9 protein-coding genes are annotated in these 12,903 nt (G+C 38.8%); 4 read left to right on the top strand and 5 right to left on the bottom strand.

Annotated elements, in window-relative coordinates; translation table 11 throughout:
• Positions 1-39: 39 nt before the first annotated feature.
• From NF867_RS15325 to NF867_RS15315, 3 genes are all read right to left on the bottom strand, one after another.
• The gene (locus NF867_RS15325; RefSeq protein ID WP_252589259.1) at positions 40-3,540 is read right to left on the bottom strand and encodes a SusC/RagA family TonB-linked outer membrane protein; all 3,501 of its coding nucleotides are present in this window, start codon (positions 3,538-3,540) and stop codon (positions 40-42) included.
• A 273-nt stretch (positions 3,541-3,813) separates the two neighbouring features.
• Positions 3,814-4,965, bottom strand: a complete 1,152-nt coding sequence (locus tag NF867_RS15320) for a FecR family protein (protein ID WP_252589258.1) — start codon at positions 4,963-4,965, stop codon at positions 3,814-3,816.
• Positions 4,966-5,065: 100 nt separating this feature from the next.
• Entirely contained in the window at positions 5,066-5,650 is a 585-nt protein-coding gene (locus NF867_RS15315; protein WP_252589257.1) for an RNA polymerase sigma factor, read from the bottom strand.
• A gap of 231 nt (positions 5,651-5,881) precedes the next feature.
• On the opposite strand from NF867_RS15315, the gene NF867_RS15310 reads away from it, so the two are divergent.
• The 3 genes from NF867_RS15310 to NF867_RS15300 all read left to right on the top strand — a co-directional run bounded on the left by NF867_RS15310 (position 5,882) and on the right by NF867_RS15300 (position 8,815).
• Complete coding sequence (locus NF867_RS15310) at positions 5,882-6,331, top strand: SRPBCC family protein (RefSeq protein ID WP_252589256.1); 450 nt, start codon at positions 5,882-5,884, stop codon at positions 6,329-6,331.
• 140 nt (positions 6,332-6,471) lie between these two features.
• Entirely contained in the window at positions 6,472-7,245 is a 774-nt protein-coding gene (locus NF867_RS15305) for a glycosyltransferase (protein ID WP_252589255.1), read from the top strand.
• Positions 7,193-8,815, top strand: a complete 1,623-nt coding sequence (locus NF867_RS15300; RefSeq protein ID WP_252589254.1) for a glycosyltransferase family 39 protein — start codon at positions 7,193-7,195, stop codon at positions 8,813-8,815. The genes NF867_RS15305 and NF867_RS15300 overlap by 53 nt, the downstream gene beginning before the upstream one ends.
• A gap of 86 nt (positions 8,816-8,901) precedes the next feature.
• Here NF867_RS15300 and NF867_RS15295 read toward each other — a convergent pair whose 3' ends face one another.
• Together NF867_RS15295 and NF867_RS15290 are read right to left on the bottom strand one after the other, a co-directional pair.
• Positions 8,902-9,903, bottom strand: coding sequence for an AAA family ATPase (locus NF867_RS15295; RefSeq protein ID WP_252589253.1), 1,002 nt, complete (start codon positions 9,901-9,903; stop codon positions 8,902-8,904).
• 72 nt (positions 9,904-9,975) lie between these two features.
• Complete coding sequence (locus tag NF867_RS15290) at positions 9,976-11,298, bottom strand: solute carrier family 23 protein (protein WP_279640078.1); 1,323 nt, start codon at positions 11,296-11,298, stop codon at positions 9,976-9,978.
• A gap of 297 nt (positions 11,299-11,595) precedes the next feature.
• Between NF867_RS15290 and NF867_RS15285 the strand changes: the two genes are divergently transcribed.
• Positions 11,596-12,903 carry an SWIM zinc finger family protein gene (locus tag NF867_RS15285; RefSeq protein ID WP_252589252.1) on the top strand — a complete coding sequence of 436 codons (1,308 nt, stop codon included), beginning with the start codon at positions 11,596-11,598 and terminating at the stop codon, positions 12,901-12,903.

Here is a 12,903-nt window from a genome sequence, read left to right as displayed (position 1 = left end):
GATTCATTTTAATGATTCTCAACTAACCTTTAATAGCCTTTAAAAGTTCATGTAAACTCCCCATACATAATTAGGAGAACGGAAACCATCTAACAGGTATTTAGCCGTTTCACTTTTGGCTATAGTAAAGAGGTTTTCGGCATTAAACTGCAAGCGAACATTAGATAGGGCGGCTTTTTTAGTGAGCTTTTGAGGGAGTGTATAAGCCAAAGAAATGTTACGCAAACGGATATTAGAAGCATCTAATACATTGATATCGGCATTACGATAGATCTCATAACTGTCACTGCTATAATTCGGATCCTCAGCAAAAACAGCTCTAGGCACATTAGTTTTGGTTTCATCTCCCGGATTTTTCCATCTGTTTACGATGTCTTTATTAACCGGGCCTATTTGAGAAACATAGCTAAACATTGCGCTGTTATAATCGTTACCTAACATTGGCAGAAATGAGTTTCTCATCTTATGTCCGCCTTCAAATGTCAGCAAAAACGAAAAAGTGAAATTCTTATACTCCAGCAAGTTGTTAAATGAACCCGAATAAGTAGGAACGGTTGAACCGCTATAAACGATCGACTCTAATGAACCCGGAGAATACAGCATTTTCTCTCCATTTTCATTATACACCTGTGGAAGTCCATCTTCGCTTAATCCGGCCCAACGGTAGCTGTAAATTGCCTGATATGGATTTCCGATACGTGGATATGCCTCAGGGTAATCCAGTTGAAGAAAATATACAGGCGCTTCAACATTCACATAGGTAACCTCGTTTTTATTGTGTGCATACTGCAGGGTAGTGTTCCAACGAAGGTTACTTTTCCGAATAATATCAGCTGATAAAGAAACTTCAACTCCTTTATTTTGCATTTCTCCATTGTTAATTGAATAGGTTGAATAACCAAAACCCTCTGTAGGCACTCCCATGGTATTTGCTAACAGGTTTTCACCTTTCTTATAATACAGGTCAATTGAGCCTGAAAGGCGATTTTCGAAAAAGCCATAATCAAGACCAATATTGGTAGTACCTGTTTTTTCCCATGAAAGCAATGGATTTGGACGGGCTGAAATTGATCCTTGCAACCCTCCAACGTTATTATTCGCATAGTAATATGCCGTCATGTATGGAGCTGCATCTTTGGCAATATTACCGCTTATACCATATGAAGCGCGCAGTTTTAACAGGTCAACCCATTTCGCATTAAAAAATGCTTCCCTATTGATGTTCCATCCGGCTCCAACAGACCAAAGCGGTTTATTTTGATATTTAGAATTGGTACCCCAAAGGTTGGAGCGATCCCAACGAATACTTGCAGTTGCTAAATAGCGGTCGTCATAAGAGTAACCTGCATTTGAATACAAGGACACGAAGCGGTTAACGGTTTCACGCTGAACAGCAATATCTGACGACGAAAAGTACTCGCCACCCAATATTGCTCCATCAACATTTGCCAGTTGTTTGGCGTCAATCAAGTCAAATGACAAAACCGTAGGATCATAATTATAAAGATTTCCAGATTTATACTCCAATTTGGCATTTCTTATTTCGGAACCTACAATAGCCGTAAGATTATGCTTTTGACCAAAGGTTTTATCTACGTTAAATTGCTGACGGAAGTTATAAGATGAGGTATATTGATTTTGATCCTCAAATATATTTCCATAGGGCATATTATAATTAAAACCTTTATCAGTAGAATAGCTGGCAAAACCATTTACTTTGTTTCTTACGTAGTAAGAGTTTTTATCATACAACTGACTCAAACGATCGTTACCAAATTCGTATTGGAACGTAGGACTAAATGACAACCATTCTGTAATGTCTGCTTTTAGCTTAATGAATGAACGATTGCTATAACTTTTGGTACCACTTACGTTCATCTGCTGCTCATCCAAGGCATTGATGTCCATGCTATACAAATTATAGTCATTGATCAATGATAGGGTGTTAGCGCTTAAGCGCGATTCGGCCGTAGAAGTAAAATGACTCCCATCAGCATTTACCAGGCGGTCATAAGCCTGAAACGAATATCCCGGTGAAAGTGTTGAATAAGACTGTCTGTTAGTTTTACCATAATCGAAATAATTGCTTAACTCAAGGGTAAACCATTTGTTGAAGAAAGTGGTGTTCTTAAGATTAAGTCCCAATGATTCATTGTCCGAGTATTTATCTTCGAATTTGTTGTTGCGGTAAGTAACTGAAGAGTAAAGCGAATTTTTATCAGTAGCGTTCTGAATATTCAGGTTATACTGCTGATAAAAAGGATCACGTTTGCTGTAGTTTTTAACATCATCATAGTATTGATAACCTCCTGCAGCTAACTGATTGAGCTTTGTATCCAGATCGGTTGATGATAAACTACCTGAATAATAACGGAGTAAAGAGTTTATACCCTGACTTGGATAAACAGCATTTTCTAATAAGGAGTTTGCGTAATCAGCGGCTCCAGAACCTTGTAGATTTGGGTTATTTGCAGCCCATTCTTTTTCCAGTGCAACAATATCAGCCGAGCTGGTAATATTATTGGTATACAGCTTATACGGCGACATGGTAAAGGTGCTGGAGAAAGAAACCTGTGGTTTTCCTTTTTTACCTTTTTTGGTAACAATTACCACGACTCCGTTTGCTGCACGGGCACCATAAATTGATGCGGCAGCGGCATCTTTAAGGACAGTAATCGTTTCTATATCCTCGAGGTTTAACCCCGGAACGTTTTCTTCAATGCTTCCTGATGCGCTATATCGGGTATTCTCAACCGGAAAGCCATCAACCACATAGAGAGGGGTGGTAACGCCATTCATAGAGGTAGTTCCCCTGATCACGCCATTATTATAGCCAGGAACACGGCCTTCAAGCAATGAGTTTATATTGCTTAATCGCTGATGCTCCAGCTCTTTTGCCGGAACACTTGAAAAAGCCCCGGTTACACGCTCTTTAGGAATGGTTTGATAACCTGTAGAAACCGATACTTCCTTTAATACATTTTGATCAATAGCCAGGGAAATAGTACCCAGGTCTTTTGCGGCCTTTAACTCTCTGGCCCTATAGCCTAAAAATGAGATAATTAAAATCGCATTTTCGTCTACATTGCGCAGGTTAAACTCACCGTTTGCGTTGGCTGAGGTTTGCAGTGAGGTTCCCTTTACCCTGATAACTGCCCCCGGAAGCGGAAGCCCAATTTCGTCGGTAACTTTTCCGGTTATATCAATGGTAGCTACCGGGCTTACAATTGTTACCGCATGTGGGGCGGGTTTCTTTTTTACAAGTACTGTATTGTTGCTAATGCTGAATTCAAAAGGTTGGTTTTTGAAGATCTGCTCCAATACCTCTTTTAGCTCTACGTTTTTAACGTCGAGGGTTACTTTGCCGGCACTTTTTAAAATTGAGTTGGTGACGACAAAATCATAACCGGTTTGATCGCTTATCTTATCAAAAACAGTAACTAGCTCAGCATTTTTTGCAGATAACGTAATTTTCTGTGCATAAGTGCTTGCACTGACTTGCATTATCGCTGCGAGTAAAAGCAAAAATGTTAGCTTCATAACTCTCCATGTTTTGTGCTGTGAACGGATACCGCACAGCAGTTGGGTGCAAATTTTGTACATTTGTTCAGTTAGGGTTGATACCATATGCCTTGTATTTTCCAGATTCGCGGCATTAAATGGTTAGTTGATACTTATATTAACCATTACCATCCTTACATAACCAGTCCGATTGCCGTCGGGCTGGTTTTTTAATATCATCAGTTTCAAAGATTGATTCAGGTATGGTACGGTTAACTTATTACTCACAAAAAGTTATACTCATTCGTAGTATTATTCCATTACCGTAACCCTCCTTCCTTCAACTTTAAATTTCACGGCATTAGAATAACTTAACATGTCTAATACCTCATTTATATTTTTGTATCTCGAAATATTACCGCTAAAACGTTCATCCGATATTTTCCCTGCGTAACTAACTTCAACATCATACCACCTGCTAAGCTTCAGCATTATTTCATCTATGCGTTCTTCATTAAAGCGGAAATAGCCATTTTTCCAGGCCATTGTTTCTTTAATGTTAGCGGTGATTACTTCTGCATTAGTAGCAGTTAAAACTGATTGCTGACCAGGTTTAAGCAGATGTGCATTTCCATTGGCACTTACCTTTACCGAACCTTCCAGAAGCGTGGTTTTTACAGCGCTTTCATCAGTATAGCTATTAACATTAAAGTGCGTGCCCAGTACCTCTACTTCCTGAGTTCCTGATTTTACAATAAAGGGATGGGTTTTATCTTTTGCTACTTCAAAATAGGCCTCACCTGTAAGTTCAACTGTACGGTGATTAGCTCCTGCAAAAGAAGATGGGTAGCTTAATTTAGTAGCAGCGTTTAACCAAACCTGGGTACCGTCAGGTAAACGCACCTGATAGGTTCCTCCTTTAGGTGTTGATAGGGTATTGATCACAGCAACACTTTGTGCATCATTGGAACCATAGCTGATTTTCCCCTCGCTGTCTTTGGTAATTACAGCATTTTGCTGGTTGGCTATTACTCCGTTCTTGCGGTCGTTCAAAACAATAGATGAACCATCAGCCAAGGTTAGAATGGCTTTATTTCCACCGGGAACAATTGTATTTTCTTTATTGGCCGCTAAATCGCTTTTAGTAATAATTGATTTTCTGGTCAGAAAATAGCCACCGGCAATCATTAAAGGAAGAACAATACACGCTGCTGCCAACCATTTCTTAAGGCTGATAGTTTTAGTGCCTGAAGCATGTTCTATATTCGCAGGTTCCAAGCCTGCCTTTGCCAGGGTGCCTTCCCATATTTCATCTTTCAACAGAATAAATGATGCTTCTTCTTCCGTAAGACGTTGATTGGCTTGTTCATGATGGTACCATTGTTCCAACAGCATCTGTTCTTCTGCTGAAGCAAGGCCCTTGTTATATTTTTCAAAAAGTTGTTGTGCTTCCTGACGAGTCATACTCTTTCTGTGTTTTAAGTATAAAACAGTTGAGCAGGACCTATGGGGTAGATGAGTTTAAAGAAATTTAATATTTTTTTAACAAGCAGCCATTTAGCGCCTAGCGGAGAAAAAGAAGAATAGCCGTAGCAGCCTGAATTCCGTTAATTTTAGGACGAAGAATCCGCAGCGCATTTTGAATTTGCTTACGCACAGTTTGATCGGAGATATTGAGTTTTGCGGCAATTTCTTTGTGCGAAAGATTCTCCTTCCGGCTCAGTTCAAAGATCTCACGCATTTTTGCCGGTAAATTTTGGATCTCCGAATCAATAGCTCTGATCAATTCTTTCTCGTCTAATCGTTGAAGAATAGAGGTATCGGTTTCGGAAACAAATTTCATCACCGAAGCTATATAGTCATTTTTAACCTTATTCTGCTGAATGAGATTAAACACCCTGTTTCGGGCAGCAAGGTATAAGTATCCGGAAAGTTTGGTTTCTATATTAATATCTTCAGCTTTAAGCCAAAGAGAACTGAACAGATCCTGAAGCAAGTCTTTTGATTCCTCCTGACTCCTCAGCATTTTGTAAACATGGGCATACATAGTTGCCCAATAGCGATTGTAGATTTCGGTGAATGCCTCCTGATCGCGCCCCTTTAGCATTGCAACAAGCTCATTATCTGTTCGATCTTTATACGGAGTCATTTCGCTGAAATTGAAGGAAACGAAATAACAAAAAAATAACTGATATTCTAAACCTTGTAATTAAACGCGAAACGATCGTCAAATCAATAAATGATGAAAATCAGTACATATATCAGATTGAAAAGTTTCCAAAGTTTTTAATGTAAGCTCAGAGGAAAATTATTTTTAAATTTATAACAACCAACAAAAATCAACTTCAATTAATAATTAAAACTCTATCAATCAATTTATATGTCAAGCAACAGTGTTTCTCTACACAGGGTTCTTAAAGCTACCCCCGAAAAGGTTTTTCGTGCTTTTACCGAAGCTAACGCTATTTCATCCTGGTTACCTCCCTATGGATTTCTATGCACTGTTCATGAAATGAATGTACAGGTAGATGGAACGTTCAGGATGTCGTTTCATAATTTCTCAACTGGTAATAGCCACTCCTTTGGTGGGAAATATCTAGAAGTTAAACCCGGCGAGTTTTTAAAATACACTGACAAATTTGATGACCCTAACCTTCCAGATGAAATGATCACCTCCGTATGGCTAAAGAAAGTCATGGTAGGAACCGAAATAAAAATAATCCAGGAAAATATACCTGCAGTAATACCTGCAGAAATGTGTTATTTGGGTTGGCAGGAATCTTTGGAAAAGTTAGCCAAGTTGGTTGAACCTGAAATTCCAGATGCCTAATGCCTGTTTCAGCCGGATGAACCAACGTTACTTTTTCAAATCATCACAAAAACTTAACAAACTAACAATCAATTACTTTACCTTAAAACACTTAATTTTTCGTAAATTATAACTACCTCTTCTTCTTAACCTTATCACTTATGACCAGAACATTTACTATTCTCGTTCCGGTTTATAATGAGGAACAGTGCTTAAATGCCTTGGTGGATGAGCTAAAAAAATTTATTGAAAAGGCACCAATTTACACCTCAATCCTCTTTATAAATGATGGGTCGACCGATAACAGCCTTGAGCTAATAGAAGAAGCTTGTTTAAAAAACCGTGGCTTCTTTTTCATTTCACTGCAACAGAGAGGTGGCTTAAGTGTGGCGCTAAAAGCTGGCATCGACCATTGTAACACCACTTTAATCGGATATATTGACGCTGATCTTCAAACCTTACCTATTGATTTTCTGAAGCTATTGGAATACGCCGACCAATATGATTTGGTAATGGGTTATCGTCAAAACCGTAAAGACACACTTACAAAAAGGATCACATCAACCTTGGCGAATTCTCTTAGAAGATTGCTTTTGAAAGATACTATCATCGATACCGGTTGCCCTTTAAAAATTATCAAGACTGATATTGCTAAACGTTTACCCTTTTACAAAGGCATGCATCGGTTTATGCCCAATATGGTAGCCATATTGGGTGGAAAAATAAAGCAGATACCCATTCAGCACTTTCCTCGTTACGGAGGAAAATCTAAATACAATTTTCTTAACCGTTTTTTAGGCCCAGTAGTTGACGCCTTGGCTTTACGCTGGATGCAACGCAACGTTATTCAATATCAGATCAAAAAACATAACCTAGTCTCCAATGAAGAGCAAATACTTCAGAATAACGTTCTTGACGATACTCGTGATCGGTAGTTTATTGCTGGCTACCGCCAATCTTTGGGGCGTAACAGAAACCAGCGAAGCTCGATACGCCGAAATAAGCAGAGAAATGATGCGATCAGGAGATTGGGTGCATCCGAGTTTATTAAACATCCATCATTATCATAAACCTCCAATAACATATTGGCTAACCGCCATCAGCTACCTGACTTTTGGGGTAAATCCTTTTGCCGCTCGCTTCTTTTTAGTGATTGCTTATTGCTTGCAGATCTATCTAATTTTTAAGATCGCTAAAGAGCTCTTGGCAGATGAACAAAAGGCCTGGTACGCTTCAGTCATTTATGCTACCCTGCCAATTGTGCTCATGGCCGTTAAGGGATTAACAACCGACTTGTTTATGGTGACCAGCATGTTGGCTGCCATTTATTGTTGGATAGAGTTTTTAAAAATAGGTAAATACCTCAATTTGTATGGCTTTGCTTTGTTTCTAGGAATAGGTTTTTTAACTAAAGGACCTGCTGTTTTTGTAATTCCTTTTTTCAGTATCATTAGCTTTATAGGAGTTCTTCCTAAACCCCGTTTTAGTCTTATTCACTACCTGCTCGCTGCTGGAGTCTTTATTGTAGTAGGCTTATCTTGGTTTGCTTATCTAATTCATAATGACCAAAATTTAGCTGATTATTTTATATATCATCATTTAGTTGACAGGGTGGCTCATGCTGAAGTGTTTGCACGTCGTTCGCCGTGGTATTATTACTTGCCATTATTTCCTTTAGTATCATTTCCTTGGATCATCATTTTTTTCAGATACCTATTTGTCAAACTAAACGCGGGTGAATCCTCTATCGAACTAATGGTTAAGCGAATTGTTATTTGGTGGTTGCTTGTACCTCTTATCGTTTATTCAATTTCAAGCTCAAAACTCATACTTTATATACTACCACTTTTTACTGGCTTCAGCCTGATAACTGCCTATTACCTTAACCTAAATTTGGGAAAACGAATGGTGCTTAACGCATTTGTTTTGATGAGCTTACTATACCTTGGTTTAGCTGGAGCTCCGTTTTATGGCCATGGTATTTACCTGCAAAAATGGTTGGCATTATTACCTGTTTCAGCGCTTATAATTAGCTCGTATTTTGTGCTCAAAGAAATTAACTACAAACAGGTATTCATTAAATTATCACTAGTGTTTACCGGCACGTTGATCATCTATTCCGCCTTTTTTTTGCAACAAAACATATTGCTAGCTAATGGCATATCTCCTATTACTGAATTTATAAAGGGAAAAAAACTCATAAACAGACCTGTTTTAGTTTATGACAAACTGTTGCCTTCACTGGCTTTTGAGCTCGACAAAGACATTATTTCCATTTATGCCGGAGATAAATCATTAATAAGGGAAGTTCAATTTGAAAAAGATGAGAAATGGCGAAATAGCTATATTGATTTAAACCAACAATCGGATAAGGACAAACTGCAGCAACTGCTTTCATCAAAAGTGGTGGTAGTCAGCAAGAAAAAACTATTAAAAGAAATGGAAGCCACCATGCAAGGCTGGCAATCAAAAAGCTTTGGCAAATGGACCTTGTATTATAATTGAATAGCAAATTATACCCAGTAAGTACAGTTAGTCCTATTCTATCAAGGTCAGATCGAGATTGGTGCTGTGTTTAAATTCCTAAACTCTTAAAGCTTTATTCGTTTACTTTCTCTACTCAAAAGTTCATCTATGCACTCACATGCTTTTTCAAATCGTTCCGTCCAGTTTCCTTTTATTTCAACATAGCGGATATTGTTTTCTCCCAAAATTTTCCGGTGACTTAGATCTAACCGATCACGTGCTTCCGCTTCCAACCTTGTTCCGTCCTGAAAATAAGTTGCATCATTATTCAGGTATAAATAGAGATGGGCCTGGTTTGCCTGCATTATATCCGCATCCACCTTAAGCTCTTTATTAAATATAAACCGGGAATACGATTTTGTAATATGAACATCGGTATCAATAATGACAAGTAAATTATCTCCTGCTACTGCATCTGTGATCCTTTTAGCATGTTCATCGGCAACCAAAACCAAATCATCATACACTAAAGTTTTGGAGTCTGGGATCAGATCTCTGCCTGTTTCAGCAACAATTGAACAGGCATAATGCTGGGCAAGTTTATTAGCAATCGTTGATTTTCCGGTTGACTCAGTTCCTAACAAAACCACCTTTACACAAAAAAAAGGCTTTGCCCCTTTTGAAAGGAAGTTCCAATTAGCCACTGTATTATTGCGTATTGCAGTAGCTGAAACAGGTACCATTTTTCTTTCCCGATCAAAACAAATATGTTTTATACCCATAAATTCGGCAACGTAATCGCCATAGGGTTCAGAAGTGATAAGTAAATTATAGTCAGGAAGAAGAACTTTAAATTGATCGGACCAAACTTTGGAAACCTCCCTCGACGAAACGGATGTATTGGGCAATTCATCTTCATTGTAATTCATGATTCTGATATCCAGAATCTTATGATCAGCAAAACTCTCTTCAATCCAGCTCTTTCGTAAACTACCATCAATAGCTTCCTTATCACTGCAGCAGACCAGCACCGTTAAAAAATCGCACTTGCTAAGGGCAAACCGAATAAGCGCTTCATGACCGGTATGAAAAGGTAAAAATTTCCCAAAAACAAAAGCCTTAACCATGTTTCAATTGTTTGTTCCAATTATACAATCCATAAATAGCCATTATACTTACAACCCTAGCCTATTTTATATTTACCTCACTTCACCAAAACCCGCTTCTTTCTTTGGTAATATTTGCTGCAATATAACTCCTACAATGGCGGCAAGTCCGACCCCGTGGATTGAACCATAAATCCCGATCGGAATTCCGAAACCACCAATTCCAATGGTCAGTATGGTTGCTACAATAACCAAGTTTCTGTTTACAGAAAGGTTTATTTTATTATCGATCAGCATTCGCAAGCCACCCGACGCAATCACGCCGAATAATAACAGCGAAACACCGCCCATTGCAGCATTCGGAATTGACATGATAACCGCTGAAATTTTACCGCAAAAACTGAAGGCAATCGCCAGCACTGCCGCCCCGGCAATTACAAACACGCTGTACACCCTCGTTAATGCCATCACTCCTATATTCTCTCCATAAGTGGTATTGGGCACACCTCCAAGCATTGATGAAATGCCAATTGCGGTAGCATCACCTAATAACGATTTATCAAGCCCGGGATCCTTTATAAAATTCTTTCCGGTAATTTTTCCCAACAGAGTTACATTCCCAACATGCTCAGAAATTGGGGCGATAACTACGAAAATAACTGCCATTACTGCTGCCCATGAAAACTCAGGAACATAATCTTTAAAAGGCACTACAATATTGGGAACCGCGAACCAATTGGCTGCACTAACTGCAGAAAAATCAACCAAGCCTGCAAAAGCCGCTGCCAGGTAACCGAAAATAATTCCCATTAACACTGGAATTAATCCGAAGAAACCTTTTACATAATTCGTAAAAATGATCGTCACCGCTAAAGTAAAGATCGCGACTAAGGTATATCCCCAATCGAAATGCCCGCCATTCAACGTTGCCATATTAACCGCCGTAGGCGCCAGGCTCAGCCCAATTACAATAACAATAGGACCAGTAACCACCGGCGGAAGTAATTTAACGATCTTCTCAATCCCTACGCCCCGAACAATGAGCGCCATAACAACGTAGGCAATTCCAATCACTAAACATCCCAGCATTTGAGCACCTACGCCCTTTTCGGCCAAAGCGATAAAAGGCGTAATGAATGCAAACGATGACCCTAAGTAAATAGGTATTTTCCCCTTAGTTATCGCCAGGTAAGCCAATGTACCCAAACCACTGGTTAGTAATGCAACGCTAGGATTTAAACCAATGAGCATCGGCACCAGAATGGTTGCACCGAACATAGCGAATACATGCTGAATGCTAAAGGTAAGCCACATTCCCAGATTAGGTCTTTCATGTACATCTAGTACTGGTTTTGTTGTAGTTTCTGTTATTACAATTTCCTCCTGGGAATTCGTTTGGCTATCAATATTTTTCATTCGGATTGAAATAAAACCTTTTTAACTATTTACACTCCATGTCTAATGATTTAGGAGTTAAATTGTAACAGGCAAAAATACTTAGCTCTTATTTACTCTAACTTATCTAAGATCAAGAAGTTAACATTAAATAAGCTATCAGAAAAAGTAATTTTTCTACATCTATTCTCAAAATTACCCGAAATAATTATGTTTGAGGAATAAGCAAGTACCTACAGTTATGCCCTATATTAAACCTCGGACCCTACTTTTTTCAATCATCATTCTCAAAAACTTTTTCTATCCTGCTTTTTGATCATGCAGTTTACTATTGAACAAATTAACAAACTGGCTCCTGATGATGCTTCTGCAAAGGCAGGCCGGGGCCTGGCGATAAACTCTAAATGGCAATTAAGATGCGTGCACGATAAAGCACTTTGGGGCGATTGCCAGGGAAGCGGAAAAACGCCATACCGAACCATTGTTGACCTAACAAATCTTGCTTTTAAATGCTCATGTCCCAGTCGGAAATTCCCTTGCAAACATGGCTTAGGATTGCTTTTTCTCTATACCGACAATCCGTCTGTTTTTTCAGCAGAAACGGAATTGGCCCCTCATGTAGCAGAATGGATCGATAAGCGTGTAACAAAAGCCGAAAGCAAGCCAGCGACAGAAAAAATTCCAAATGAGCAGACACAACAAAAAAGAGTAGAATCGAGGGAAAAGAAAGTAACCGACGGAATTGCAGAAATGCGTATGTGGCTTAAAGATGTGATTCGTACAGGGATCATAAATGTGCCTCAAAACCCTTATCAGTTTAACCAGAATATAATTGCCAGAATGGTAGATTCTCAGGCTGGAGGATTAGCAAATCAGCTTCGGAGGATCAATCAGATCAATTTTTATAAGGAAGGTTGGCAAAAGGCGCTAACCAAACAATTGAGCAGGATTTACCTGCTTACAGAATCCTATAACAATATTCAATCACTGCCGGTTGAACTGCAATCGGATATTCGTACACTAATTGGCTGGAACACGGCTAAACAAGAAGTATTAGCTACGGCTGGAGTAAAAGATGAATGGTTGGTTTTAGCAATTACCCTGGAGGAAGAGAATAATTTAAAAACAGAAAGAATATGGCTATATGGGATAGAGACCAAGAAATACGCCCTGATCCTGAATTTTTATGTAGGGGCACAGACACAAGCACATGCCTATATAGTAGGAGGAACAATTAAAGGAGAACTTGTTTACTACCCATCTCAAATGCCGTTGCGGGCACTGTTTAAAGATCCTGTAGAAATAAAAAGCTCTTTCCAAATACCATCAATAAATCAGAATATTCAAGAGTTATTGAATGAAGTAAGCATACAGCTTTCCCAAAATCCATTCGCAGATCAGGTACCTTACATCTTAAACCCCGTTAAAGTTTATTTTGAGAAGGAACAATGGCTTATAGTTGACAATGAAGGTAAAATCCTCCCTCTGAATAATAATACCGCCGAATGTTGGACCATTTTAGCCATTACCAGAGGAAAGCATTTGAACGGCTTTGGTATATATGAGAATGAAGCATTTAAACTTCTTTCACTTTGGCAGGATAATCAATACAATTCTATAAGCTAA

The organism is Solitalea agri (assembly GCF_023914155.1).
In the GTDB taxonomy this organism is placed as follows: Bacteria; Bacteroidota; Bacteroidia; order Sphingobacteriales; family Sphingobacteriaceae; genus Solitalea; species Solitalea agri.
Note: the sequence above shows the minus strand (reverse complement) of the source record. Positions and strands in the feature narration are given on the sequence as shown.

What these genes read in the sequence shown, in the direction of transcription:
- NF867_RS15305 (WP_252589255.1), top strand. Translation starts at nt 6,472, where the DNA reads ATGACCAGAACATTTACTATTCTCGTTCCGGTTTATAATGAGGAACAG.
- NF867_RS15290 (WP_279640078.1), bottom strand. Translation starts at nt 11,298, where the DNA reads ATGAAAAATATTGATAGCCAAACGAATTCCCAGGAGGAAATTGTAATA.
- NF867_RS15315 (WP_252589257.1), bottom strand. Translation starts at nt 5,650, where the DNA reads ATGACTCCGTATAAAGATCGAACAGATAATGAGCTTGTTGCAATGCTA.
- NF867_RS15300 (WP_252589254.1), top strand. Translation starts at nt 7,193, where the DNA reads ATGAAGAGCAAATACTTCAGAATAACGTTCTTGACGATACTCGTGATC.
- NF867_RS15310 (WP_252589256.1), top strand. Translation starts at nt 5,882, where the DNA reads ATGTCAAGCAACAGTGTTTCTCTACACAGGGTTCTTAAAGCTACCCCC.
- NF867_RS15320 (WP_252589258.1), bottom strand. Translation starts at nt 4,965, where the DNA reads ATGACTCGTCAGGAAGCACAACAACTTTTTGAAAAATATAACAAGGGC.
- NF867_RS15325 (WP_252589259.1), bottom strand. Translation starts at nt 3,540, where the DNA reads ATGAAGCTAACATTTTTGCTTTTACTCGCAGCGATAATGCAAGTCAGT.
- NF867_RS15285 (WP_252589252.1), top strand. Translation starts at nt 11,596, where the DNA reads ATGCAGTTTACTATTGAACAAATTAACAAACTGGCTCCTGATGATGCT.
- NF867_RS15295 (WP_252589253.1), bottom strand. Translation starts at nt 9,903, where the DNA reads ATGGTTAAGGCTTTTGTTTTTGGGAAATTTTTACCTTTTCATACCGGT.